Origin of the sequence: Nocardioides immobilis, assembly GCF_003515065.1 — a bacterium.
GTDB lineage: Bacteria > Actinomycetota > Actinomycetes > Propionibacteriales > Nocardioidaceae > Nocardioides > Nocardioides immobilis.
Genome location: NZ_QXGH01000017.1, coordinates 129,185 through 152,857 on the forward strand (window position 1 = coordinate 129,185; position 23,673 = coordinate 152,857).

At 71.9% G+C, this 23,673-nt stretch carries 24 protein-coding genes; 9 read left to right on the forward strand and 15 right to left on the reverse strand.

Features of this window, described 5'->3' with window-relative positions; translation table 11 throughout:
- Positions 1 to 2: 2 nt before the first annotated feature.
- From D0Z08_RS14295 to D0Z08_RS14305, 3 genes are read right to left on the reverse strand one after another with little or no spacing between them, the layout of a single operon-like run.
- A complete protein-coding gene (locus tag D0Z08_RS14295) occupies positions 3 to 1,283 on the reverse strand; it encodes an MFS transporter (RefSeq protein ID WP_118925909.1) in 1,281 nt (426 codons plus the stop codon).
- Positions 1,280 to 1,936 carry an SDR family NAD(P)-dependent oxidoreductase gene (locus D0Z08_RS14300; protein WP_118925910.1) on the reverse strand — a complete coding sequence of 219 codons (657 nt, stop codon included), beginning with the start codon at positions 1,934 to 1,936 and terminating at the stop codon, positions 1,280 to 1,282. The genes D0Z08_RS14295 and D0Z08_RS14300 overlap by 4 nt, the downstream gene beginning before the upstream one ends.
- Positions 1,937 to 1,962: 26 nt before the next feature.
- A complete protein-coding gene (locus tag D0Z08_RS14305) occupies positions 1,963 to 3,534 on the reverse strand; it encodes a hypothetical protein (protein ID WP_118925911.1) in 1,572 nt (523 codons plus the stop codon).
- Between the two features lie 139 nt (positions 3,535 to 3,673).
- On the opposite strand from D0Z08_RS14305, the gene D0Z08_RS14310 reads away from it, so the two are divergent.
- Genes D0Z08_RS14310 through D0Z08_RS14320 form a run of 3 tightly spaced genes read left to right on the forward strand, consistent with a single transcriptional unit; the run spans position 3,674 to position 5,698 of the window.
- Positions 3,674 to 4,036, forward strand: coding sequence for a YciI family protein (locus tag D0Z08_RS14310; protein WP_118925912.1), 363 nt, complete (start codon positions 3,674 to 3,676; stop codon positions 4,034 to 4,036).
- A 42-nt stretch (positions 4,037 to 4,078) separates the two neighbouring features.
- Positions 4,079 to 4,438, forward strand: coding sequence for a YciI family protein (locus tag D0Z08_RS14315; RefSeq protein ID WP_118925913.1), 360 nt, complete (start codon positions 4,079 to 4,081; stop codon positions 4,436 to 4,438).
- Positions 4,439 to 5,698: an RNA polymerase sigma factor gene (locus D0Z08_RS14320; protein WP_118925914.1), complete on the forward strand. Its 1,260-nt coding sequence runs from the start codon at positions 4,439 to 4,441 to the stop codon at positions 5,696 to 5,698.
- A gap of 12 nt (positions 5,699 to 5,710) precedes the next feature.
- Here D0Z08_RS14320 and D0Z08_RS14325 read toward each other — a convergent pair whose 3' ends face one another.
- The 7 genes from D0Z08_RS14325 to D0Z08_RS14350 all read right to left on the reverse strand — a co-directional run bounded on the left by D0Z08_RS14325 (position 5,711) and on the right by D0Z08_RS14350 (position 11,221).
- Complete coding sequence (locus tag D0Z08_RS14325; RefSeq protein ID WP_118925915.1) at positions 5,711 to 6,970, reverse strand: sensor histidine kinase; 1,260 nt, start codon at positions 6,968 to 6,970, stop codon at positions 5,711 to 5,713.
- The gene (locus D0Z08_RS14330) at positions 6,963 to 7,517 is read right to left on the reverse strand and encodes a response regulator transcription factor (protein ID WP_245993950.1); all 555 of its coding nucleotides are present in this window, start codon (positions 7,515 to 7,517) and stop codon (positions 6,963 to 6,965) included. Before D0Z08_RS14330 ends, D0Z08_RS14325 begins: the two co-directional genes overlap by 8 nt.
- Positions 7,472 to 7,705 carry a response regulator gene (locus tag D0Z08_RS33730; protein ID WP_245993952.1) on the reverse strand — a complete coding sequence of 78 codons (234 nt, stop codon included), beginning with the start codon at positions 7,703 to 7,705 and terminating at the stop codon, positions 7,472 to 7,474. Before D0Z08_RS33730 ends, D0Z08_RS14330 begins: the two co-directional genes overlap by 46 nt.
- The gene (locus tag D0Z08_RS14335) at positions 7,706 to 8,101 is read right to left on the reverse strand and encodes a hypothetical protein (RefSeq protein ID WP_118925916.1); all 396 of its coding nucleotides are present in this window, start codon (positions 8,099 to 8,101) and stop codon (positions 7,706 to 7,708) included. It abuts the gene before it with no gap.
- Positions 8,101 to 9,945: an Ig-like domain-containing protein gene (locus tag D0Z08_RS33410; protein WP_118925917.1), complete on the reverse strand. Its 1,845-nt coding sequence runs from the start codon at positions 9,943 to 9,945 to the stop codon at positions 8,101 to 8,103. The genes D0Z08_RS14335 and D0Z08_RS33410 overlap by 1 nt, the downstream gene beginning before the upstream one ends.
- Before the next feature lie 188 nt (positions 9,946 to 10,133).
- On the reverse strand, positions 10,134 to 10,694 hold the full coding sequence (locus D0Z08_RS14345; RefSeq protein WP_220454178.1) for a signal peptidase I: 561 nt from the start codon (positions 10,692 to 10,694) through the stop codon (positions 10,134 to 10,136).
- Positions 10,691 to 11,221, reverse strand: a complete 531-nt coding sequence (locus D0Z08_RS14350) for a TasA family protein (RefSeq protein WP_118925918.1) — start codon at positions 11,219 to 11,221, stop codon at positions 10,691 to 10,693. The genes D0Z08_RS14345 and D0Z08_RS14350 overlap by 4 nt, the downstream gene beginning before the upstream one ends.
- 207 nt (positions 11,222 to 11,428) lie before the next feature.
- Between D0Z08_RS14350 and D0Z08_RS14355 the strand changes: the two genes are divergently transcribed.
- The 3 genes from D0Z08_RS14355 (at position 11,429) to D0Z08_RS14365 (ending at position 15,873) form a co-directional block, all read left to right on the forward strand.
- Positions 11,429 to 13,420, forward strand: coding sequence for a M3 family metallopeptidase (locus D0Z08_RS14355; protein ID WP_118925919.1), 1,992 nt, complete (start codon positions 11,429 to 11,431; stop codon positions 13,418 to 13,420).
- Positions 13,421 to 13,667: 247 nt separating this feature from the next.
- Positions 13,668 to 14,363 carry a PadR family transcriptional regulator gene (locus tag D0Z08_RS14360; protein WP_220454179.1) on the forward strand — a complete coding sequence of 232 codons (696 nt, stop codon included), beginning with the start codon at positions 13,668 to 13,670 and terminating at the stop codon, positions 14,361 to 14,363.
- Positions 14,364 to 14,526: 163 nt separating this feature from the next.
- Positions 14,527 to 15,873 (forward strand): hypothetical protein, encoded by a 1,347-nt coding sequence (locus tag D0Z08_RS14365; RefSeq protein ID WP_118925921.1) that lies wholly within the window; start codon positions 14,527 to 14,529, stop codon positions 15,871 to 15,873.
- Positions 15,874 to 15,890: 17 nt separating this feature from the next.
- Here the strand turns inward: D0Z08_RS14365 and D0Z08_RS14370 are convergent, their stop codons facing one another.
- The 4 genes from D0Z08_RS14370 to D0Z08_RS32130 all read right to left on the reverse strand — a co-directional run bounded on the left by D0Z08_RS14370 (position 15,891) and on the right by D0Z08_RS32130 (position 18,921).
- Positions 15,891 to 16,967: a serine/threonine-protein kinase gene (locus D0Z08_RS14370; protein WP_118925922.1), complete on the reverse strand. Its 1,077-nt coding sequence runs from the start codon at positions 16,965 to 16,967 to the stop codon at positions 15,891 to 15,893.
- Positions 16,968 to 17,050: 83 nt separating this feature from the next.
- Positions 17,051 to 17,977 (reverse strand): GNAT family N-acetyltransferase, encoded by a 927-nt coding sequence (locus D0Z08_RS14375; protein WP_245993954.1) that lies wholly within the window; start codon positions 17,975 to 17,977, stop codon positions 17,051 to 17,053.
- Positions 17,978 to 18,036: 59 nt separating this feature from the next.
- Positions 18,037 to 18,597 (reverse strand): YceI family protein, encoded by a 561-nt coding sequence (locus D0Z08_RS14380; protein ID WP_118925924.1) that lies wholly within the window; start codon positions 18,595 to 18,597, stop codon positions 18,037 to 18,039.
- A gap of 156 nt (positions 18,598 to 18,753) precedes the next feature.
- Positions 18,754 to 18,921: a hypothetical protein gene (locus tag D0Z08_RS32130; protein WP_182481299.1), complete on the reverse strand. Its 168-nt coding sequence runs from the start codon at positions 18,919 to 18,921 to the stop codon at positions 18,754 to 18,756.
- A 214-nt stretch (positions 18,922 to 19,135) separates the two neighbouring features.
- Here D0Z08_RS32130 and D0Z08_RS14385 point away from each other — a divergent pair, with 214 nt between their 5' ends.
- The 3 genes from D0Z08_RS14385 to D0Z08_RS14395 all read left to right on the forward strand — a co-directional run bounded on the left by D0Z08_RS14385 (position 19,136) and on the right by D0Z08_RS14395 (position 23,045).
- On the forward strand, positions 19,136 to 19,399 hold the full coding sequence (locus tag D0Z08_RS14385) for a hypothetical protein (protein ID WP_118925925.1): 264 nt from the start codon (positions 19,136 to 19,138) through the stop codon (positions 19,397 to 19,399).
- 8 nt (positions 19,400 to 19,407) lie between these two features.
- On the forward strand, positions 19,408 to 21,237 hold the full coding sequence (glmS, locus tag D0Z08_RS14390) for a glutamine--fructose-6-phosphate transaminase (isomerizing) (protein ID WP_118925926.1): 1,830 nt from the start codon (positions 19,408 to 19,410) through the stop codon (positions 21,235 to 21,237).
- 62 nt (positions 21,238 to 21,299) lie between these two features.
- Entirely contained in the window at positions 21,300 to 23,045 is a 1,746-nt protein-coding gene (locus D0Z08_RS14395; RefSeq protein WP_118925927.1) for a DEAD/DEAH box helicase, read from the forward strand.
- Here D0Z08_RS14395 and D0Z08_RS14400 read toward each other — a convergent pair whose 3' ends face one another.
- Complete coding sequence (locus D0Z08_RS14400) at positions 23,046 to 23,657, reverse strand: YczE/YyaS/YitT family protein (protein WP_118925928.1); 612 nt, start codon at positions 23,655 to 23,657, stop codon at positions 23,046 to 23,048. It lies immediately after the preceding gene.
- Positions 23,658 to 23,673 lie beyond the last annotated feature (16 nt).

Below are 23,673 nucleotides of genomic sequence, written 5' to 3' on the forward strand. Positions count from 1 at the left end.
CCTCAGGCCACTGCCGGCCGGGCGAGCCGGTAACGCCAGAAGACCGGGATCGCGACCGCCGCCGCAGCGGTGAGTACGACGACCAGGACCCCTCCGCCGGCAGCGGCGGCCGCCGTACCGACCATTGCCGCGGTGGCGCCGTGGGCGACGTCGGCGATCCGGGGACCGCCGGCCACCACGACGATGAAGATGCCCTGCAGCCGGCCGCGGACCTCGTCGGCCGCCGACGACTGCAGGATGCTCTGCCGGAACGCCGCCGACGCCATGTCGGCGGCACCGCCGACGATCAGCATGACCACGGCCGCGGTGAGCATCCACGGGACCGCGCCGGGGACGTCGTCGGCGACGGCCACCGCCACGCCGAACGCCGCCATCGCCACGCCCCACACGACGATGCACCACACGACGGCCTTGCCCTGGGCGTCGATCCGCGACACCCACCCGGAGAAGACGCCGCCGATCACGGCGCCGGCCGGGATGCCGGCGAAGAGCAGCGCGAAGGCCAGTCCGCCCTCCTCGGGACCGGAGAAGCTCGCGTGCGCGATCTCGGGGAAGAGCGCGCGCGGCATCCCGAAGACCATCGCGATGATGTCGACGAGGAACGACATCATCAGAACCGGGTGTCCCCGCAGGTAGCCGATGCCTTCGATCACCGAACGCAGGCCGGGCGGCCGGCCGCTGGCACCCTCGACCCGGAGCGGAGGCAGGCGGAGCACCGCGCCGAGCGTCGCGAACAGGCAGAACGTGTCGATCAGGTAGAGCCACGAGAAGCCGATGAACGGGATCAGCGCACCGGCGACCAGCGGCCCCGCGATCGCGCCGGCCTGGAAGACCGTCATGTTCAGCGAGTTGGCGGCTGGCAGCAGGTCGTCGGAGATCAGCTTCGGCAGGATCGCGCTGCGCGTGGGCTGGTTGATCGCGAAGAACGCCTGCTGCATAGAGAACAGGCCGAGCAGCAGCCACACGTTGCCGCCGCCCGCCGCCGCCTGCAGCCAGAACAGCGCGCTGGTCCCGATCAGGCCGGTCGTGGTGACCACCAGGAGCGTGCGGCGGTCGAAGTGGTCGGCGAGCGCGCCACCCCAGAGGCCGAACACGACCAGCGGCACCAGGCCGAAGACCCCGGTGAGCCCGACGTACGCCGACGAGCCGGTCTCGGCGTAGATCTGCGCGGGCACCGCGACCACCGTGAGCTGGGCGCCCACGACGGTGATGATGTTCGCCGTCCACAGCCGGCGGAAGTGCGGGTTGGACAGCGGCCGCGTGTCGGCCAGCAGCCCCCTCATCCGTCGTACGGGACGTGCGGGGTCCAGTCGTCGTCGGCCCGCGAGACCGCCGTCCACATCGCCGCGGCGATCGGCGGCGGCGCGAAGGGCCCCTCCTTGCCGAGCACGCCGTTGATCTGCACGGCGACGGCGCGGATGCCGTCGAGCGCGAGGGTCGCGTCGAGGCTGGTGACGAGGTTGCGGACGGCCGCCTTCTGCACGCCGAGCGAGGCCGCTGCCGCCGACGGCTTGTCGGCCGCCGCGCTGCCGGTCACGAGCACCCGGGCGCCCGCCGACAGGTACGGCCGGGCCGCCTGGACCGCCGGCAGCAGCGCACCGGCGCCGAAGGCGACGTCCTCGAGCAGCTCCGCGACAGTGAGGTGCAGCGGGTCCTTCTCCCGCCACGCGCTCGGGTTGAAGTGGAGTACGTCGATCCGCCCGTGCCGCTCGCCGATCCCCGCCACCACGGCGGTGATGTCGTCCGGGTCCGTGAGGTCGACCCCCACGCCCTCGGCCTGGTGGCCCTCGTCGCGCAACGTCGCGGCCAGTCGCTCGGCGTCATCCGTCGTGCGCGTGGCGAGCGCTGCGACGTACCCCTCCTCCGCGAAGCGGCGGGCGACCGCGAGCCCGAGACCCGGGCCGGCGCCGAGGACGACGTAGACACGCTCGCTCATGGGCGCCAGCCTAGGCTGGCGCGCCGTCACTGGATCGGCGGCCAGCAGTACCGGTAGTGGGGCAGGTCCTTGAGCGGCTCGTCGCCGTACTCGCCGTCGACGAAGGAGCCGACCGCTTCGGCGGTCCGCACCAGCGTGCCGAGGACGCCGCGATCGAGGGCACTCTGCCTGTCGACCGGCTCGCGGATCGCGACCCGGTGCGAGAGTGACGCCTGCAGCACGTCGCGTTCGTACGCCGCCCATCGCTCGCGGCCCGCGCCGTACTCAGGACTGTCGCGGTAGGCGACCACCACCCGGGACCCGCCCCGGAACCGCTTGCGGGACTTCCCGTCGGCTGCGGTCTCGGACTCCGCGCTCGTGCTGGTGACGTGCGCCGAGCCGCCGAGGATGTTGCTCGGCTGGTCGATCGTGACCTGCGCGCCGTAGCAGTCCGAGGGCTGCACGCCGACGATCGCGAGGTAGGACTCCAGCAGCTCGGCTCCGGTGCTCGGCAGGTAGGGGAACGGCGACGGCACGAGGAACCGCTTGTCCGGGCGGGGCGCGACGACCCGGCGGATGTCGCCCCAGTTGAGGACCGCGATGTGGACGTCGGGTGCGGGCAGCACCTGCAGGGGCTTCTGCGTCTCCATCCGGGCGGCGACGCCGGCGCCGCGCCCGGACGGGTGCAGCACGACCAGTCCGGTGACGCCGATGACGACGTAGGGGTCGCTGCCGCCCTCGGCGGAGCCGGACGATGCTTCCACTTCTGGCACCCGCGCGATGCCGAGGCACTGCTCCGGCCCGAGGTCCGCCGCGCGGAGGTAGTCCAGGCCCAGGTCCTCGTCCAGGATCGACGGCTCACCCGGCCGCCTCGCGGCCCAGCGCTCACGGGCGTGGAAGACGGCGCCGTACGCCGGCGGCGCGGCCGGCATCCCCGGCGCCGCCGCGTGCACGACCTCCCACTCGACCACCCCAGCCCGGTTGATGCCCCACTTGCCGACGACGTGGTCGGGCACCCGGTAGAGCCCGTAGACGAGGTCGGGGCGCGCGGCGAGGCCGGCGGTGCCGAGCCAGGTCGCCAGGTCCTGCACGTGGTTCTTGCGGTCGAGCGCGAGCCGGGTCATCACGACCGGCGACCGGTCAGGGGCGAGGTACGGCGTCCGCGCCTCGTCCCGCTGCGCGCGCTCGTGCGCGTGCTGCCCGTCGCGGTCAGCGCTCACCCCCGGCGTGGGAGGCGGGGGCGGCGGGGCCTTGCGGCCGAGCGGGTTGCGCAGGGTGTCCATGAACTCGGCCTTGGACGCCTCCCACTGGCTGCGGAAGCTGATGTCGGTCAGCCGCTCCCGGTCGGGCATCGGCCCGTAGAGGTAGTCACCCGCCGGGCCCCACAGAACGCGACGGGCGCGCTCGGCCTCGATCATCTGGTCGGCGTTGGCCGCCATGCTCTCGCGCGCCTGCTGCATCTGGGCCTCGTACTGAGCCCGCTGCTCCGGCTTCCAGCCCGCCATCTGCTCCTCGGTGAGCTGGCCGCCGTTGGCCATCGACTGCTTGCTCAGCTCGATGCCCCGCTTGATGCTGGCCGGGCTCATCGCCTGTGCGGCCAGCTTGAACTTCTCGAACACTCATCGAGTCTCGACGTGTCAGCACCTCCGCGAGGGGTTTCGACAGAAATGTTGTGGCAGGTTGTCGTATCGAGGGGGGAGCGTTCGTAGTGAGGGTGAGAGGCGGTCGTCAGGGCCGCCCGACATGAGGAGAACATCCATGACGCACTACCTGCTGTCCGTCCACGGCCCGGCCGAGATGGAGGAGTTCGGCGGCTACCCCTCGCGGGAGGCGATGGAGCAGTCGTTCGCCGACACCGGCCGGTTCAACGACCAGCTCAAGGCCGACGGCTACTGGGTCTTCGCCGGCGGCCTGCAGTCCGCCACGACGGCGACCTTGGTCGACGGCCAGGGCGAGACGCCGGTGGTGACCGACGGTCCCTACCTGGAGACCAAGGAGTACATCGCCGGCTTCTGGGTGATCGACGCCCCCGACCTCGACGTCGCGCTCAAGCTGGCCGCCGAGGGGTCGAAGGCCTGCCGGGGCGTGGTCGAGGTCCGGCCCTTCGACGGCCTTGCCTGAGTCACTACCGTCTCAATCCACACCACCTACGAGGAGATCGACATGACGCAGTACCTGCTCGCCGTTCACGGGAACGAAGAGGACTTCGCCGACATCGCGCCCGAGACGATGCAGGAGATGTTCGAGTCGGTCGACCGGTTCAACCAGAAGGTGCGCGACGCCGGCATCTGGGTGTTCGCGGGCGGCCTCGAGCCGGCCGGGACGGCGACCGTCGTCGACGGCCAGGGCGACGCCCCGGTGATGACCGACGGTCCCTACCTGGAGACCAAGGAGCACCTCGGCGGCTTCTGGATCATCGACGTGCCCGACCGCGACGCCGCGCTCCAGTGGGCGGCCGAGGGCTCGAAGGCCTGCCAGGGCCGGGTCGAGGTCCGGCCGTTCCAGGCAGAGCCCGAGGCCTGAGTGTCCGCGACCTCCTCGACCACCGCTCAGGCGATCGAGCGGGTCTTCCGGGAGGAGTACGGCCGGCTGATCGCCTCGCTGGTCCGCCGCTTCGGTGACATCGACATCGCCGAGGAGGCGGCCGGCGAGGCGCTGGTCGCCGCGCTCGAGAAATGGCCGCAGCAGTATCCGGATTCCGGCGTACCGCCCAACCCCGGCGCCTGGTTGACGACCACCGCCGGCAACCGGGCGATCGACAGGCTCCGCCGCGAGAAGCTGCGGGACGACAAGCACCGACAGGCAGTCGACATGTACGACGACACCCCCCACGAGTCGCTCGGAGTCTTCGAGAGCAACGAGGACGACCGGCTGCGGCTGATGTTCACGTGCTGCCACCCGGCCCTCGCGCCGGAGGCGCGGATCGCGCTGACGCTGCGGCTCCTGGGCGGCCTGACGGTCGAGGAGATCGCCCAGGCCTTCCTCGTCCCGGAGACGACGATGGGGCAGCGGATCACCCGCGCGAAGAAGAAGATCGCCGCCGCCAAGATCCCCTACCGGGTGCCCGCGCCCGAGGACCTGCCCGCGCGGGTGGCGACGGTGCTCGCCGTGCTGTTCCTGGTGTTCAACGAGGGGTACCTCGCGAGCGGCGACGGGGAGCCGGTCCGCTCCGAGCTGACGGGCGAGGCGATCCGGCTGGCCCGGATCCTGCACGGGCTGATGCCCGGCGAGCCCGAGGTGACCGGTCTGCTGGCCCTGCTGCTCCTCACCGAGGCGCGGCGCGAGGCGCGGGTGCGGCACGGCGAGCTGGTCCGCCTCGACGACCAGGACCGTGGCGGCTGGGACCGCGCGCTCATCACCGAGGGCCACGCGCTGGTGCGGGAGTGCCTCGCCATCAACCGGCCCGGGCGCTACCAGCTCCTCGCCGCGATCAACGCGGTCCACACCGACGCCCCGACCGCCGAGACCACCGACTGGTCCCAGGTCGTCGCGCTGTACGACCAGCTCCTGACCGTCGACCCCTCGCCGATCGTGGCCCTCAACCGCGCGGTCGCGATCGCCGAGCTCGACGGCCCCGAAGTGGCGCTGGCCCAGGTCGACCGCCTGGTCGAGACGGCACCCGTCCTGTCGTCGTACCACGCCTTGCACGCCACCCGCGCCGACCTGCTCCGCCGGCTCGGCCGCAGCACCGACGCGCGCGAGGCGTACGACGCCGCGCTCGCCGTCTGCGACAACACCGCCGAGCGCGCCTACCTGACGAGGCGGCGCGGGGAGCTGGTCTGACTGACCGGCCCGTCAGTCGCTGGTCAGTGCCTGCGGCTTCGGCAGCCACAGCACGAACGTCGTCCCCGGCGCGGTGCGGTCCAGCGAGAGGTGGCCGCCGGACAGCTCGGCCAGCTCGGAGGCGACAGCGAGCCCGACGCCGTGGCCGCCGTCGGACTCACGCGACGTCACGCCGCGGCGGAAGACATCGTTGCTGAGGTCGGTCGCGCCCTCGTCGGAGACGGCGATCTCCAGGTGCGTGTCCGCGTCGCGGGTGCGCACGGTGATCCGCCCCGCCCCGTGGATCCGGGCGTTGTCGACCAGCACGTCGAGCACCTGGATCACGGGTCCCGGGATCACCCGAGCGGGGACGACGTCCGCGCCGTCGACGACCAGCTCGCGGCCGGCCGCGCGGAGCCGGGCCCGCCAGCGACCGGCGGTGTCGGCGGCGAGAGCGGCGAGGTCGACGTCGAGCTGCTGGCCGTGCCGCTGACCGCGGGCGAGCCCGAGCAGGTCGTCGATCGAGCCGCTGAGCCGGTCGAGCTCGACGAGACCACGATCGAGCTGCTCCCGGAGCGCCGGGGTCGTCTCCGTCCAGAGCGCGAGGTCCTCGAGCTGGAGCCGCAGCGCCGTGATCGGCGTACGGAGCTGGTGCGACGCGTTCGCCGCGAACTCCCGCTCCCGGCGCACCAGCTGGTCGAGCTGGCCCGCCGTCCGGCGCAATGAGGTCGCGATCGCGTTCGCCTCCGGCACTGAGTACGACGGCACGTCGATGTCGAACCGGCCGTAGCCGAGCAGGCTGGCCGTGTCCGCGAGCTCGCGGAACGGGCGCGACATCCGGCGGGCGAGCACGAAGCCCAGCGCCGCCGAGAGCGCCGCCAGTGCCAGCCCGAGCACCACCAGCGGTCGGAGTGCCTCCCAGACATCCCCCTGCACGCTCGCGGAGGACGTGGTGAGGACCAGCCGGTTCCCGTCGGCCAGGTCGCGGGTCACGGTCACGGCATCTTCGTCGTTCCGGTGGGGGTCGCCGACCGTGACGGCCGCGCCGTCGGCCGGCAGGTAGGTGACGCCGTCCGCGGCCGACAGCCCGTGCCGCTGGAGCGCGGCATCGACGGTGCCGCCGGTGGCGACCCGTTCGCGGGCGAGCGCGGCGAGGACGGTCGAGGTGTCGTCGAGCTGGTCCTGCTCGTTGTCCCGCACCAGGTCGGCGAGGAAGTAGGCACGAGGTACGCCGTACAGGCCGATCACCGCGATCGTCAGTCCGACCAGCGTCGCGACCAGGCGCTCACGCATGACCGGGTGCGTCCTCCAACCGGAACCCGACTCCGCGCACCGTGGTGAGCGCGACCGGCGCGTCCTGGTCCTGGAGCTTCTGCCGGAGCCGGCCGATGGTCGCGTCCAGGGTCTTGGTGGAGCCGAACCAGTTCTCGTCCCAGACCTCGGCCATCAGGGTCTCCCGGCTGACCACCGCGCCGCGCCGCTCGTCCAGCAGCACGAGCACGTCGAACTCCTTGGCCGTGAGGCCGAGCTCGACGGAGCCGACCCAGGCCCGCCGGGCCTCGGCCTCGACGCGGAAGGCAGGGCCAGCCGGTGCAGTGGCGGGGACCGGTGGGGTCGGGCCGCCGGTCGGGGCGGGTGCCACGGCCGGCTCGGTCGTGACTCTGCCGCTGCGGCGCAGCAGGGCGCGGACCCGGGCGAGCAGCTCGGAGAGGCTGAACGGCTTGGCGAGGTAGTCGTCGGCGCCGACGTCGAGTCCCACCACCCGGTCCAGCTCGCCCGAGCGGGCCGTGAGGATCAGGATGCCGCCGTCGTACCCGCCGTCGCGGAGCCGGCGGCACACCTCGAGCCCGTCGATGTCGGGTGGCCGAGGTCGAGCAGCACCAGCGTGACTCCGCCGAGGCTCACCCGGTCGAGGGCCTCGCCCCCGGTGGCGACGCGGCTGACGTCGTACCCCTCGCGCTCGACCGCGCGTACCAGCGGTGCCGCGATGGCGTCGTCGTCCTCGACGATCAGCAGGGACACAGGCACTCAGAGAGCATAGGGCGGCGCCGGGTCCGGTTCGCGGGAGCGCGCACGGAGTCGGCCGTCGACCACGACCAGCGCCACGATCGTGGCTGCGAGGATGGTGATCGCCGCGTGCGAGAGGTCGAACGGCTCGCGCCCTTCGCCCGGCGGTCCGACGGTCACGACCAAGGCCACCGCGACGAGGTCGAGAACGCAGACGACGACAGCCGTGAGCCGCGCCCCGAACCGGTTGCCGCGGGCCATGCCGACCGCCGCGGCGAGGAGCACGCTGCCCAGCAGCAGGCTCGTTCCGCTCTCCGCGGGGTCCCCGGTTGCGAGGGCGGCGCCGAGAAGGTGAACCCCCGCGAGCACCGCGGCGCACAGCACGGCGGCACGCGAGGCGCGTGTGGTGGGCGTCATCAGAACTCCCGGTCCGTGGTACCGGTCTCGGTGACCGGTGCGGTCGAGCAGGCGAATCCGTCGGCCGTCCGGGCTGCGGAGGACGGGGTCCAGACGAGGGCGGAGGTCAGGCTGACCGTACGCAGGCTGCTGTTGGTGCCGGACGCACGGGCGCCGATGGTCAGCGTGACGACGGTGTGCTCGACGCCGTTCACGGTGACGGTGGCGGCGGTCAGGGTGGCGTTGAAGGTGACCGTCTTGCCGGACTTCAGGTAGTCCTCCTTGAGGTTCACGGAGCCGAGGTTGAGCGTGGTCGTCCCGATCCGCACGTCGAGGGTATCCCCCTTGGTGCCCGTGCCGAGGCCGGCGACGGTGCCGTCGCGGAACCGGGCGGTGACGGCGAGCGAGCCGCCCGTCCACCCGGTCGCGACCGTGCCCGGCGCCACCGTCCGGCTGTAGGTGAACGTCACCGTGTCCCCGCTGGTGATCTTGCCGGCCGTGCCACCGCCGTTGGTGGTCTGCACGTCGACGCCGCGGAGCGGGGCGTTGTCGACCTGGCGACCGGCCATCGTGGTGGAGATGGTCTGCGTGCCCGCCCCGTCGGTCACCACCGCACGGAGGTCATAGAGGCCATCGGCGACGGCGGTGGTGTCCCACGCGCAGGAGTACGGCGCGCCCGTGTCGGTGCACAGGTCGGTCCACGTCGAGGATCCGGCCGGCGCCCGTTGGATCCGGACCGAGGTGATCCCCGAGGTCGAGGTGGCGTTCGCCTGCACCGTGACCGTGCCGGTCAGGAACGCACCGGGATCCTCCACCGAGACGGACGAGACGGTGTTGTCGACGATCCGGCCGGTGACGGCGGCGGAGGTCGCGGAGTTGCCGGCGTTGTCGGTCGCCACCGCGCGGAAGCTGTAGCTGCCGTCGGCGATCGTGGTGGTGGCGAACCGGCAGGAGTACGGCGGCGTGACGACGACGCAGGCGGTGGCGTAGGTGCCGGTCGCGGTGGGTGCGTACTGGAGCACGACCTGGGCGATGCCGGACTCGTTCTCGCCGACGGTCGTCGAGGCGGCGAGGGTGACGGTGCCGCGCAGTGGGGTGCCGGGGTCGGTCATCGTCACCCCGGGTGGGGTGTTGTCGACCAGCACGTCGGCGACCACGGCGGAGGTGTAGGAGCCGCCGAGGGTGGGACGGGCGACGGCGCGCAGGTCGTAGTAGCCGTTGGCGATGGTGCCGTTCGTGCTCCACGTGCAGGCGACCTGGCCGTTGAGGAAGGCCGAGCTCGTGCACGCGGTGCGCCACTGGGTGGTGCCGGAGGCGGCGTACTCGATGGTGACGTTCCAGGTGAGCGACGAGCCACCGTGGATCGTGGCGGTGAGCGGGACGTTGCCCCGGACGAAGTCGCCGGGTGAGCCCAGCACGACCACCACGTTGTTGGCAACCACGGTGCGCACCTGGTCGGAGATCGTGGTGTAGTCGGCGTTGTCGACGGCCACCGCGCGCAGGTCGTACTGACCGTCGGCGACGGAGCTCGTGCTCCACGCACAGGAGTACGGCGCTCCGGTGTCGGTGCAGATCGTCGTCCAGTCGTCGGCGCCAACGGCCTGCTGCTGGATCCGGACCGACGCGACGCCGGACTCCGCGTCGGACGCGGTGGCGCTCAGCGTCGTCGTACCGGTCACGGCGCCGCTCGGGGCGACCATGGCGACCGTCGGTGGCGTCCAGTCCGACGCTGCCTGCACCGTCGCGGTGGTCGCGCTCGTCGTGACGAACGCGGCCGACGAGAACGAGGACGAGCCGGCGGCGGTGGCGACGGCGACAGCCGCGAGGAGGAGCAGGGTCAGGGTCGCCGGGATGCTGCGACTCATCGTGCCTCCTCCAATTGGGTCGCCAGTTGTGTCGCGGTGGCTGCGCGTCGTCCTCGACGCTAGCGAGCGAGGCCCCACGGGAGATCGACGCGACCTCTACGGGATCTCCACAGTTCGGAACCGCGCGCGGGCAGGGACCACCCACGCACGCTCCGCCGGGCTGGGCCCGACGGAGCGTGCGCCCCCCTTCAGAGGGGTCCCGCCGTCACGACCGTGGTCCCCGCAGGCGGTCGGAGGCGGGACCGGAGTGCGCCGACCAGCTGGCCGAGACTGACCAGCCCCACAAGGCCGGCAGGCACTCCGATGACGAGCATCCGCGTGTCCCGGTCGGCCAGCGCGATGAGCGCGTAGCCGACGTACGGGACACTGACCTGCACCACGGCCTGCTCGTCGTCTGTGAGGGTGAAGCGCCACGGATCGGGATCCGGGTTGGCGTCACCCTGGGTGCGGAGGACCTGGCGTCCGACGTCATCGCGGCCGATCCGCACGATGCGGTGCGTGACCAGGGTGGTCACCCCGCTCTCAGCAGGCGGCTGGTAGGTGATGACGTCCCCCACACGCAGGTCCTCCGCAGGCACGGCTCGTGAGAAGACGACGGAGCCGCGTTCGATCGCGCCTGACATCGACCCGCCCGTGATGACGTACCGCTCGTAGCCGAGGAGCGACGGCACGAGGTACGCCGCCGCCGTCAGCGTGACGGCGACCAGCATCAGGTTGACGGCCAGGGTCGTCAGGCGCTTCGACCTCACTGGTCGATGGTCTCGCCGTCGAGCTGGATCGCGTCCCACTTGTAGGCGGCGGTGGCGGTCTTGCCCTGGTCGCCGTTGCCGGTGGCCTGCGCGAGCTGGACCGAGAAGCGGTACGTCGCCGCCGCGCCGGGCTGCATCGTGCCGAGGGCGGTCTTCGTGCCGTCCACGAGACCGCCGAAGCTGCCGGTGTAGACCGTGGCGCCGCTGGTGGTGTTCGTGATCGTCAGGCTGAGGTTGTCGCCGGTGAAGCCGTTGCTCGAGCTGGTCTCGGTCAGGCTGAACGCGGCCGGCAGGGTGCCGGTGTTGGTGAGCGTGAGCGTCCCGTTGACGGTGTCGCCCGGCTTCATCGTCGGCAGGTTGAAGACGGCCTGGTCGGCCTTGGAGTTCGTGTGCGTCAGCGAGCCCGACGTCACCGAGCTGATCGTGTTGTTGGACTCGGAGGTGAAGGTCGCTCCCGATCCGATGGCGATCGCGCCGGCGGCAGCCAGCGTTGCGAGAGGGACGAGGATCTTGGTTGTGCTCTTCATGGTGCGTCGTGCTCCTTGGTTGTCGCATTCGGTTCCCGTTGTGAGGATGACGAGAACGCTAGGGAGCCGCGCCCCACACGGTTTCGACACGAGATCCACGTGCGAGCAACAGTTCGGCACGGCTGGTCGTCGGGACCACACGTCGTCCACAGCCGGACACGGCAGCGCCGCTAGGAGGCTCCTCGGGCGTCTCCTAGGCTGCGTGGGGTGACGCTCACGCCTCTTTCCCTGCCCTCGTCCGACGACGCCCCGACCTGGGGTGAGTGGGTGCGGTCCCGGTCCTCCGCCGAGCTCGACCGGGCCCGCGAGCTCGTCTCCACCATCCGCACCGCGTCGCCGCAGGCCGCACTCGAGGTGCTCCGCGCGTGGGACCGGGCGACCGGCCACCTCGGGAACGCGGCCGCCCTCGGTTCGTTGTTCGGCAACGTCCACCCCGACGAGAGCGTGCGCGACGTCGCCGACGAGGCCGAGCAGGAAGCCCAGCGGCTGTCGACCGCGTGGAGCCTCGACCGCGGGCTGTACGACGCGTTCGCCGCCCTCGACGCCACGGTCATCGCCGGCGATCCACTGGCGACCCGGCTGCTGGAGAAGGTCCGCAAGGACTTCCGCCGCTCGGGCGTCGACCGCGACGAGGAGACCAGGGCGCGGATCTCGGCGATCCGGGACCGGCTGACCGAGCTCGACCAGGAGTTCAGCAAGATCGCCCGCGACGACGTCCGCAGCATTCGCGTCGCCGCCGAGCGGCTCGCCGGCCTGCCGGCGGACTGGCTCGAGGCCCACCCCGCCGGCGACGACGGGCTGGTCACGGTCACGACCGACTACCCGGACGCGATCCCGGTGCGGGTGTTCGCGCATGACCAGGGCGTCCGCCGCGAGATCGTCACCGCGTTCCTGCAGCGCGGCTGGCCGACCGCCGAACCCGTCCTCGAGGAGATGTTCGCCCTCCGCCAGGAGCTCGCGTCGCTGGTCGGCTACCCGGACTGGCCGTCGTACGACACGGACGTGAAGATGATCGGCACCGGCGCGGCCATCCCGGAGTTCATCGAGAAGATCGCGGCTGGGGCCGAGGAGCCGATGCGGGCCGACCTCGGCGTGCTCCTCGAGCGCTACCGCCACGACTTCCCGGATGCCACGGAGGTCCCGCTCTACGACTCCTTCTACTACCAGGAGAAGGTCCGGCAGGAGCAGTACGACGTCGACGGCCAGCGGGTGCGCACCTACTTCGAGTTCCCCAAGGTGCGGCAGGGCCTGCTGGACGTGACCGGCCGGCTGTTCGGGCTGCGCTACGAGCCGGTCGACGTACCCGTGTGGCACGAGGACGTCGCGGCGTACGACGTCTTCCGTTCCGACGGCGATGAGTCTCTCGGCCGGATCTTCCTGGACCTGCACCCGCGCGACGGAAAGTACAAGCACGCCGCGCAGTTCACGCTCACCGACGGCGTGGCCGGCGAGCAGGTGCCGGAGGGCGTGCTGGTGTGCAACTTCTCGCGTGGCCTGATGGAGCACGACCACGTGGTGACGCTGTTCCACGAGTTCGGGCACCTGCTGCACCACGTGCTCGCCGGCCACGGCGAGTGGTACCGCTTCGCCGGCATCGCCACCGAGTGGGACTTCGTCGAGGCGCCGAGCCAGATGCTCGAGGAGTGGGCGTGGGACCCGGCCGTACTCCGCAGCTTCGCCACCGACGCCGCCGGCGAGCCGATCCCGGACCAGCTGGTCGAGGCGATGCGCCGGTCCGACGACTACGGCAAGGGCATCTACGCGCGGACCCAGATGTTCTACGCCGCGATCTCGTACTGGTTCCACGCCGACGAGGCGCGCCGCGCCGCCGGTGAGGAGGTCGCGTCGCTGACCGACCGGATGATCACGTTCCAGAAGAAGTACGCCGCGCTGCCCTACCTCGAGGGCACCCACTTCTTTGCCGCGTTCGGCCACCTCGGCGGCTACAGCTCGGCCTACTACACCTACATGTGGTCGCTGGTGATCGCGAAGGACATGTTCAGCGCCTTCGAGGCCGAGGGAGCAGGCGACCCGTTCGCCCCTGGCAGTCTGGCCGTCGCCACCCGCTACCGGGACCGGGTGCTCGCGCCGGGCGGCACACAGGACGCGGCCGACCTGGTCGCCGACTTCCTGGGTCGCCCGTACTCGTTCGACTCGTACGCCGCCTGGCTCGCGCGATCGACGCGGCCTTCGTCGTAGGCGCCCGCCCGGGTGCCCGCGCGGGGGCGCGCGCCCCGAGGGCTGTAACTCGGTGTGCAGTTCGCTCCCACGGAGATCCGTGCGCTCCCTCGGTGCTCTGACCGGTCAGAACACCGAGGGAGCGTGCCGACCGCCCGGCGAGCGTTCTGGACACTGAGTTACTCCCGCCTTGTGCGGCGCGACCTTCACCGATAGAGTAGCGATATATCGCGACATGATTCCGAAGGTCGCGAGGGAGGAGAAGGCCGTGACCGGCTTCAACAAGCACTTCGGCCCGTTCTGGGCCGCGATGGGGGACTGCGGTCCCCAGCACCAGCACCGCCCCGGCCCGTGGGGCAACCCCTGGGAGCGCGGCGCGCACCACCGCGGTGGCGGTCCCGGCGGACCGCCGCCCTGGCTCGCCGGCCTGCTCGGGATGGGGCGACCGGAGGGGGCGCGCGGCGCTCGGGTACGACGCGGCGACGTCCGCTCGGCGATCCTCGACGTGCTCCGCGCCGCCCAGGAGCGGGACGAGTCGATCAACGGCTACCAGGTGATCCAGCAGATCACCGACCGCAGCGGCGGGGCCTGGCGGCCCAGCCCGGGGTCGGTCTACCCGACCATCCAGCAGCTCGAGGACGAGGCCCTCGTCGAGACCGACGACGAGCGGGGCAGGCGAGCACTGCGCCTGACGGACGCGGGTGCGACGTACTGCACCGAGCACGCCGAGGAGCTGGCCGCCGTCTGGGCGCCGTTCGAGCGCGCCGAGGCCGAGTGGCCGGGCGAGCACGCCGACATCAAGGCGGAGATCCCGCAGGTGATGGGCGCGGTCTGGCAGATCGTCACCGGCGGTGACGACTCCCAGCGCCGCGCCGCCGTCGAGGTGCTGGTCGACGCCCGGCGCAAGCTCTACGGAATCCTCGCCGACGGCCCGGCCGCCGACGAGTCCACCGACGACGAGTGACCGCCAACTGATTCGGCACCCGCGGCAGCCACCATTGGTCTGACGGCGCGAGCGTGTCGCATACGGCGCTCGCCGCCCGGGCCCTCGCACGCTCGGCCCAGGGGCTTCGCGCCGTGCGGCTTCGCCGCCGTGCGCCACGCTGCCGCGCACTAGGCTGCCGCGGGTGAGGACCGTCGCCCGCGCAGCCGCCGTCGCCGCGCTCGCGCTCGGCGTGGGCGCGTGGACGCCGTACGGCGCTGCCGGCGCCGAGCCGGTCGATCTCGGTGGCCAGCCGGTCGCCGGCGGCACCGGCAGCACGGATCGCAACGAGCCGACGTCGCTCACCGCCGGGCTGTGGCGCGACACGCTCGGCACCGGGACCGACGACGAGCACTACTTCGTCTACGAGCGCCAGATGCGCGAGAGCACGGTCCACGTGGGTCTGGTCGGCGTATCCCAGGACCCGGCCGGCGACGGGATCGGTCTTCAGGTGCTGGCCGGCGAGACCGACTGCGGGAGCAACACCGACGACCCCGGCTCCTACGCGGCCCACAGCGTGTTCGGGATCGCCGTGGACGTCGGACCGGCCGACATCGGCGACCATCAGAGCGAGTGCCTGCGCGCCCCGAGCCTGGCGATCATCGTCAATCGCGGCTACTCGTCGAGCACCCAGGACCTGCCGATCGCGATCAAGATCGTGGAGGAGGCGCCCGTCGTCGAGCTCGATCCCGAGAACCCGGGCCTGCCCGAGCCTGACGACGTGCTCAGCTACCCGCCGCCGAGCGGCGCCAGCCCCGAAGACCTGGCCGGCGGCTCCTCCTTCGATGACGCGCCGGCGATCGACCCGACCGCGGATGGTGTGACGGTGACGACGACGGTCGCCGAGGGCAGTGAGGTGCTCTACCGGGTGCCCGTCGACTGGGGCCAGCAGGTGGTCGCGACGGCCCGGGTCCCCGCGATGGACCCGGCCACCCAGGAGCGGACCGGCGGCAGCGGCCCGTACGTCGACCTCCGCATCATCGACCCCCTCCGCGCCGTCGTCGGTGAGGCGGACGCCGAGGCGACGACCACCGGCTCCTACGGCACCGAGCGCGCCGAGCTCAGCCGCGGCACCTACCCGCTGCGCTACCTCAACCGGTTCGCGGACCAGTCGCCCCTGGTGCCCGGGGACTTCTGGGTCGCCTTCGCGGTCCAGGCGCTGCCGGCCGACGCCGGTCGCGACGCCCTCGACGTACCGGTCGAGGTGACGATCGCGGTGGTCGCGGGCGCAGGCGAAGGGGCGCCCGAGCACCAGGCCACCGTCCAGGCCCCGGGGGGCGGCGCCGGGCCGGACGGCTACGCGGCGGAGACGCCGTACCTCGTCGGCGACGGTGAGTTCTCCGCCGTCGCCTCGGGCAACCCGTTCACGCCGGAGATGGACGACGAGGCCTGGTGGGGTCCGCGTCGGGGCCTCGGGGTCGGCGTGGGTGTCATCAGCCTCGCCTGTTGCGCCGTCGGAGCGGTCTGGCTCACCCGGCGCCGGGCGCGCTGACGCCACGGGATCCGGGCTCAGCCCAGCAGCAGCCAGCCGCTGACGACCAGTCCGAGCAGGCCGATGACCAGCAGCAGCACCGGCGCCAGCACGCCCGGCCGCGCCGGACTCGGGACCAGCTGGTGCAGCGTCTCCTCCTGGGTACGTCGCGGCGGCGCGGGTGGCGGCGGGATCGTCGGGGCCGACGACGGCCCGGTCGGCGGGGGCGGCGGGTACGCCGCGGTCGCGCGCGCCACGGTGCCGCCGCCCGCGGCCACCGGCAGCGGCGGGAAGACGTCGGTGACGGTGATCGGGTCGGCCGGGTCGGCGGGCAGGTCCAGCAGCCTCCGGAGCGCCGGCAAGGCGCGGAGCTCGGTCGCGCTCGGGCGTGCCTCCGGGTCGTACGCCGTCGCCGCCGCGATCAGGTCCACCACCGCATCCCGGGCGGGGTCGCCGTTGCGCAGCGGGGCCGGGTCGAACGGCGCGGCCTCGCGGGGCGGCCGGGTCGCGGTGAGCATCTCGAGCACCACCATGCCGAGGGCGTAGATGTCCGCGCTGGGGTCGGGGTCGGCGCCGAGCTGCTGCTCGGGCGGCATGTAGCCGGGCGTCCCGATGACCATGGCGACATGGGTGAGCCTGGCCTCGTCGGTCGGCACCGCGATCCCGAAGTCGGTGAGCCGGAGGTGCGGTACGCCGCGACCGGTCGGCTCGAGCAGCAGGTTGCCGGGCTTCACGTCGCGATGCACGATGCCCGCCGCGTGCACGGCCTCCAGCGCCTGGAGGGTCTGGTCGACGAGTCGGCCGATCCAGCGCGGCGGGAGCGCGCCGTACTTCCGCATCAAGGTCGACACCGACCCGCCGGCGACCAGCGGCATGGTGAACAGCACCCGGTCGTCGACGCCGGCCCACGACTGCGGCGTGACGATGTGGGTGTGGTCGATCCGCAGCGACTGCTCCCGGACGAACCGGAGCAGCATCGCGGCGTCGCTCTGGTTGAGCATCTTGGCCGCCTTGACCTGGCCGTCCATCCGGTCCAGCACCCGCCACACGGTGCCCATGCCGCCCGAGGCGATCGGGTCGATCAGCTCGTACCGACCGGCGAAGACCTCACCCATGCCGTGAGCCTAGCTGCGTCGTACCTGAAGAAACGGCCCCGGATCGGCCGAATCTGGGGCCGAAAGTTCAGGTACGACGCAACTCAGACGAGGTCGATCGCGCGGTTGACCCAGACCGCCTCCGGGACCATCCCGACCCGCTCGTAGAGCGAGAGGGCACCGGTCCGCGAGTCGGTGGCGAGGCACGAGCTCGCGGCGCCCCGCTCCCGGCCGGCCGCGAAGGCGGCGACCAGCAGCGCCTGGGCGAGGCCGCGGTTGCGGTGGTCACGGTGCACCGCCAGCCGGGACACGTAGGTCTCGCGCTTGCCGTCGAGGTTGCTCACCGTCGTGAACACGGCACCGGCGATGGCGCCGGTGGGCACGACGACCACCTGCAGGTTCCACGGCTCGAAGCCGGGGCGCTGCCACACCTCGGCGGCGAAGTCCTCGAAGGAGTCCTTGTGGCGGTCCGACCACTCGAGGAACGCGTCCTCGATGACGTGCCACACCTGCTCGTGGTCGGCCTCGGTGGCGATCCGGATCGCGTACCCCTCCGGGAGCGGTCGCTCCTCGATCGTCCGCCCGGCCGGCAGCCGGAGCACCCAGCTCGTCCACCGCACCCGGTAGCCGAGGGCGGCGAGCAGCCGGTCGCCCGCCGAGCCCTCCGGCACCGGCATCCCGACCACGGTCGAGCCGCGCGACCTGGCGAGCTCGCGCACCCACGCGGCGAGCCAGGTGCCGATCCCGCGGCCGCGGACGTCGGGATGGACGGCGACGTCGTAGCGGTCGGCGCCCATCAGCTCGGCGTACGCCACGATCCGGTCGCCGTCAGCAGGGTCGAGGACCGCGACGGAGCTGCCCGCCAGGTCGTACGACGGCCGCTGCCACTCCGCGATCAGGTCCTCCTCCTCGATCTCGACCGTCCCGACGTCGTGGAGCTCCTGGGCCGCCATCAGCGCATGCACAGCGCCGGAGTCGGACGGATCCAGCGGCCGCGTGGTCAGGCCGGGAGGTAGCGAAATGTCAGGCACCCGGGGGAGTTTGCTCCACCCGGGTGTCTGTCGCGAGCGAATAACTCAGCTCGTGCTACTCAGCTGTTGCGAATGGCAGAGATGTCGAACTCGAGCTTGATCTTCTCCGAGACGAGGATGCCGCCGGTCTCGAGCGCGGCGTTCCAGGTGAGGCCCCAGTCCTTCCGGTTGACCGTCGTCTCGCCCTCGAACCCGGCGCGGAGGTTGCCGAACGGGTCCTTCGCGGAGCCGCCCTCCTCGAACACGATGGTCACGGGGTGGCTGACGTCCTTGATGGTCAGGTCGCCGGTGATGGTCCACTCCTCGCCGTCACGGCTGACGGCGGTGGAGGCGAACGTCCACTCCGGGAAGTTCTCGACGTCGAAGAAGTCGGCGGACTGGAGGTGACCGTCGCGGTCCGCGCTGCCGGTGCTGACGCTCGCGGCCTTGATCGTCAGGGTGACGGACGACGCGGCCGGGTTGGCGGTGTCGATGTGGGCGGTGCCCTCCCAGTCGGCGAACGAGCCGCGGACCTTGGTCACCATCGCGTGCCGGGCGACGAAGCCAAGCCGGCTGTGGGACGTGTCGATGGTGTAGTCGCCGCTGATGTCGGTGAGTGCCGGGGTGATGGTCTCGGTCATCGTTCCTCCTGGGGTAGCGGGCGTCGGGCCCGATTGGTTGAAGTCTCAACTACTCCAGCAAAGCGGACCGCGGTCCTATTCCGCAAGGATGGGAAAAGGTCGAAAAAGACCGAAGGGCCGCGTCCTGGTGGACGCGACCCTTCGGGAGCTCGGCAGTCAGGCGGCGTGGTGCACGGTCGCCGGCGGCGCGGTGCTGGCCTGGGTGCTGGCGGCGGTGCCGGCCTCGATCCACACGGCCTGCGGTCGGGTGCGGCCCTGCTCATCGGTCACCGGAACCCACCGCATCTCGAGACGCGGCCGGTCGGCCGTCAGTACGTCACGCATGGGCTACCTCCTGTTCATGTTCTGTTCACCAAGATACCACGGCCCCCACTGGTGGTCTGAAGTTCGACCGATTTCGGTGGCCGACACTCCACTTCGGCCCTTGGTTCCGGCTCCGTGGCCACCGATCTCCTCCACCTGAGCGCCGTTCCCGACGTTCTGCCCGATTTCGGGCAGGAAGTTGGCAAACGTCGCCATTGGCGCGCATCATCGAGGTGTGCCCGCCGATCCGCGCCTCGTCCGCCACGTCGTGGCCACCACCGCGCTGGCGCCGACCGAGGCGACCCGGGTGATCGAGGACGTGCTGGCGTTCCACCAGGAGCCGGTGGAGGCCTACGTCCGACGCCGGCACGGCGAGCTAAAGCTCCGCGGCGCCAAGAACGCCGACATCTTCGGCACCCTGCGCGACGAGCTGGCCGACCGCCCGGTCGCCGCGCCCGACCTGTCCGAGCGCCAGCTGCGCCGGATGATCTACGGCTAGGAGCTCCCATGTGCGGCATCGTCGGATACCTCGGCACCCACCAGGCGGCGCCCCTGCTCCTCGAGGGGCTCGGGCGGCTCGAGCACCGCGGCTACGACTCGGCCGGCGTTGCCGTCCTCGGACCGTCCGGGATCCGGGTCGCCAAGCGAGCGGGCCGGGTGCGCGACCTCCGGGAGGCGCTGCCGAAGCGGTTCGCGGGCAAGGTCGGCATCGGCCACACCCGGTGGGCGACCCACGGCCCCGCCAATGACGTCAACGCCCACCCGCACAGCGACAGCAAGGAGCTGGTCGCGGTCGTGCACAACGGCATCATCGACAACGCCGCGGCGCTCCGCGACGACCTCACCGAGGCGGGCGTCGACCTGGTCTCCGACACCGACACCGAGGTGCTCGCGCACCTGGTCGCCCTCTCCGAGGCCGACACCCTGGAGGGCAAGGTCGCCGAGGCGCTGGGCCGGATCCACGGGACGTACGGCGTCGCGGTGGTCCATGTCGACTTCCCCGACCGGATCGTGGTGGCCCGCAACGGCAGCCCCCTCATCATCGGTGTCGGTGACAAGGAGATGCACATCGCCTCGGACCTGGCCGCGCTGGTGCGCTACACGACCACGGTCGCCCACCTCGCCGACGGCGAGATGGCCACCGTGACGCCGACCGGGTTCACGACGTACCGCCTCGACGCGAGCGGGCTCGCCGCCACCAACCGCCGGGCGAAGACGGTCGACGTCGACCCCGCGGCGTACGACCCCGGCGAGCACGAGTCGTTCATGCACAAGGAGATCCTCGAGCAGCCCGCCTCCGCGGGGCGGGTGCTGCGCGGCCGCCTCAACGGCCGGTTCGCGACCGGCCACCTCGGCGGGCTCAACATGGACGCCCGTGAGCTGCGCGCGATCCGGCGGGTCAAGATCCTCGGCTGCGGCTCTGCCTACTACGTCGGCGAGATGGGCGCGACGCTGATCGAGGAGCTCGCGCGGATCCCGGCCGATGCCGAGGCCGCCTCGGAATTCCGCTACCGCAACCCGATCATCGAGCCGGACACCCTCTACGTCGCGGTCAGCCAGTCCGGCGAGACCATCGACACGCTGCTGGCCGTGCAGGAGGTCAGGCGCAAGGGGGGCTACGTGATCGGGCTGGTCAACGTGGTCGGCTCGGCGATCGCGCGCGAGGCCGACGGCGGCATCTACCTGCACGCCGGGCCCGAGGTCGCGGTCGCGTCGACCAAGGCGCTCACCAACATGTTCCTGGGCTTCGCCATGCTGGCCCTGCAGCTCGGCCGGGTGCGCGACCTGTCGATCGCCGACGGGCGCCGGCTGATCGCGGGGCTCGAGTCGTTGCCGGGCAAGATCGAGGAGGTCCTCGCCACCGAGGAGCGGCTCGTGGCGGTGGCCGAGCGGCTCGCCGCGGCCGAGAGCCTGTTCTTCGTCGGCCGGGTCCGGGGCTTCCCGGTCGCGCGCGAGGGCGCGCAGAAGTTCAAGGAGATCAGCTATCGCCACGCGGAGGCCTACCAGACCTCCGAGCTCAAGCACGGGCCGCTCGCGCTGATCAGCCCGGACGTGCCGACGATCGCGATCGTCCCGCTCGACGAGCTGGTCGAGCGCAACGTGGCCGCCCTGCACGAGATCGCCGCGCGCGGCGGGCCGCTGGTCGTCGTCACCCACGAGGAGGTAGACCTGCAGGGGCTCGAGGCCGAGCGGATCGTCGTACCCCGAGCTGAACGGGAGCTGGACCCGATCCTGCTCACCATCCCGCTGCAGCTGCTCGCCTACCACGCCGCCAAGCAGCTCGGCCACGACATCGACAAGCCGCGCAACCTCGCGAAGTCCGTCACCGTCGAGTAGGTGACCCAGCGCACCGCCGCGAGGAATGCGCCGGATGTTGCGTCCGCCACTACCGTTGTCGGGTGGATGACGTAGCACCTGACCCTGCCCCGGCCGACAGCGCCCCCGATGCGGGCCTCGCAGGCTTCAGCGAGCTCGGCCTCGGCGCGAAGGTGCTGAAGGCGCTCTCGGACGTCGGCTACGAGTCGCCCTCCGCGATCCAGACGCAGACCATCCCACACCTCCTCGAGGGACGCGACGTGATCGGCCTGGCCCAGACCGGCACCGGCAAGACCGCAGCGTTCGCGCTGCCGATCCTCGACCGGCTCGACCTGTCCCAGAAGTCACCGCAGGCACTGGTGCTGGCACCGACCCGCGAGCTCGCGCTCCAGGTCTGCGAGGCGTTCGAGAAGTACGCCGCCACCACCAAGGGCGTCCACGTGCTGCCCGTCTACGGCGGCCAGGGGTACGGCGTCCAGCTGTCCGCCCTGCGCCGCGGCGTGCACATCGTGGTCGGCACCCCCGGCCGGATCATGGACCACCTCGACAAGGGCACCCTGGACCTGTCGCAGCTGCGGTTCCTCGTGCTCGACGAGGCCGACGAGATGCTCAACATGGGCTTCGCGGAGGACGTCGAGACGATCCTCGCCGACACCCCGGACACCAAGCAGGTCGCGCTCTTCTCGGCGACCATGCCGAAGCAGATCCGGAACCTGTCGCAGAAGTACCTCAACAACCCGGTCGAGATCTCGATCGAGCGGAAGACCCGCACCGCCGAGAACATCGCGCAGCGCTACCTGATCTGCAGCTACCCGCAGAAGGTCGACGCCCTCACCCGGATCCTCGAGGTCGAGAACTTCGAGGGGATGATCGTCTTCGTCCGCACCAAGAACGAGACCGAGACCCTCGCCGAGAAGCTGCGCGCCCGTGGCTTCGGCGCCACCGCCATCAACGGCGACGTGCCGCAGGCGGTGCGTGAGCGGACCGTCAACCAGCTCAAGGCCGGCAAGCTCGACATCCTCGTCGCCACCGACGTCGCGGCCCGTGGCCTCGACGTCGAGCGGATCACCCACGTCGTCAACTACGACATCCCGACCGACACCGAGTCCTACGTGCACCGGATCGGCCGCACCGGCCGCGCCGGCCGCAGCGGCGACGCGATCTCGTTCGTGACCCCGCGTGAGCGCTACCTGCTCAAGCACATCGAGAAGGCCACCCGCCAGCCGCTGACCCAGATGCAGCTGCCGAGCGTCGACGACGTCAACGCCACCCGGCTCGCGCGCTTCGACGACCGGATCACCGCCGCGCTGGAGTCGCCGCAGATCGGCTTCTTCCGCGACGTGGTCGGCCACTACGTCAAGAACCGCGACGTCCCCGAGGCCGATGTCGCCGCCGCGCTCGCGATCGTGCTGCAGGGCGACACGCCCCTGGTGCTCGAGGAGGAGCCGCAGCGCCCGAAGCGGGAGTACGACGGGTCTGAGGGGCGCGGCCGCCCCGACCGCGACGGCGCCGGTGCTGGCAGGGCCGAGCGTGGCCCGCGTCGTACCAGCGACAAGCCGATGGCGTCGTACAAGATCGCGGTCGGGAAGCGGCACCGCGTCGAGCCGCGCCAGATCGTCGGCGCGCTGGCCAACGAGGGTGGCCTCGGCCGCAACGACTTCGGCCGGATCACGATCCGACCGGACTACTCGATCGTCGAGCTGCCGGCGAAGCTGCCCGGCCCGGTGTGGGAGAAGCTCAAGGAGACCCGCATCAGCGGCAAGCTCATCGACCTGCAGCGTGACTACGGCCCGCCGAACAAGGGTCCGCGCAAGCCGCGCGACTCCTGATCAGGCGGCGTCGGCGTCCACCGGGGCGGGACCCTGGTGCACGTCCACCCTCAGCATCCGGGCCGCGAGGTCGACGAGCGGCCCGAGCAGGACGATGACCGCGATGGTGCCGGCGCCGATCGTGGCGCCGAGCAGCCAGCCGACCAGCGCACCGCCGCCCTGGACCGCGCTGTAGCTCCACTTGAACGGGACCGGCGGGTCCCACGCCAGACCGGCCGCCTCGGCAGGACCGGCGCCGGTGCGGCTGCCGAGGTACGCCGCGATCCCCACCGCGAGCACCGGGAACGCCGCCACGAGCAGGGCGATCCGCGCCGGCCACCCGTCGGGTGTCGAGAGCAGCTCGAGCCCGACGGAGACGGTCGCCCCGACCAGCGCGACCTGCACGACGGTGCCGATCCCCGGGTAGACCTTCCGGGCCGCCGCGAGCGCCACAAACACCACGCCCACGACGAGGTTGGCGACCACGAACGGCAGCCCGAACGACAGCGCGATGCCGTTGACCAGCGTGGAGTAGCCGTCCGAGCCGAGGTCGGCCGTGAGCAGCAGCGCGACCCCGATCCCCAGGACGATGCAGCCCCCGAGCAGGAGGGTCAGGCGACCGAGCGAGGGCACGCGATCACTATCGCAG

Coding starts and splice junctions, on each gene's coding strand:
- D0Z08_RS14350 (WP_118925918.1), bottom strand. CDS start 11,221: ATGAAGAGCACAACCAAGATCCTCGTCCCTCTCGCAACGCTGGCTGCC.
- D0Z08_RS33410 (WP_118925917.1), bottom strand. CDS start 9,945: ATGAGTCGCAGCATCCCGGCGACCCTGACCCTGCTCCTCCTCGCGGCT.
- D0Z08_RS14315 (WP_118925913.1), top strand. CDS start 4,079: ATGACGCAGTACCTGCTCGCCGTTCACGGGAACGAAGAGGACTTCGCC.
- D0Z08_RS14380 (WP_118925924.1), bottom strand. CDS start 18,597: ATGACCGAGACCATCACCCCGGCACTCACCGACATCAGCGGCGACTAC.
- glmS (WP_118925926.1), top strand. CDS start 19,408: ATGTGCGGCATCGTCGGATACCTCGGCACCCACCAGGCGGCGCCCCTG.
- D0Z08_RS14310 (WP_118925912.1), top strand. CDS start 3,674: ATGACGCACTACCTGCTGTCCGTCCACGGCCCGGCCGAGATGGAGGAG.
- D0Z08_RS14370 (WP_118925922.1), bottom strand. CDS start 16,967: ATGGGTGAGGTCTTCGCCGGTCGGTACGAGCTGATCGACCCGATCGCC.
- D0Z08_RS14295 (WP_118925909.1), bottom strand. CDS start 1,283: ATGAGGGGGCTGCTGGCCGACACGCGGCCGCTGTCCAACCCGCACTTC.
- D0Z08_RS14335 (WP_118925916.1), bottom strand. CDS start 8,101: ATGACGCCCACCACACGCGCCTCGCGTGCCGCCGTGCTGTGCGCCGCG.
- D0Z08_RS32130 (WP_182481299.1), bottom strand. CDS start 18,921: ATGCGTGACGTACTGACGGCCGACCGGCCGCGTCTCGAGATGCGGTGG.
- D0Z08_RS14300 (WP_118925910.1), bottom strand. CDS start 1,936: ATGAGCGAGCGTGTCTACGTCGTCCTCGGCGCCGGCCCGGGTCTCGGG.
- D0Z08_RS14325 (WP_118925915.1), bottom strand. CDS start 6,970: ATGCGTGAGCGCCTGGTCGCGACGCTGGTCGGACTGACGATCGCGGTG.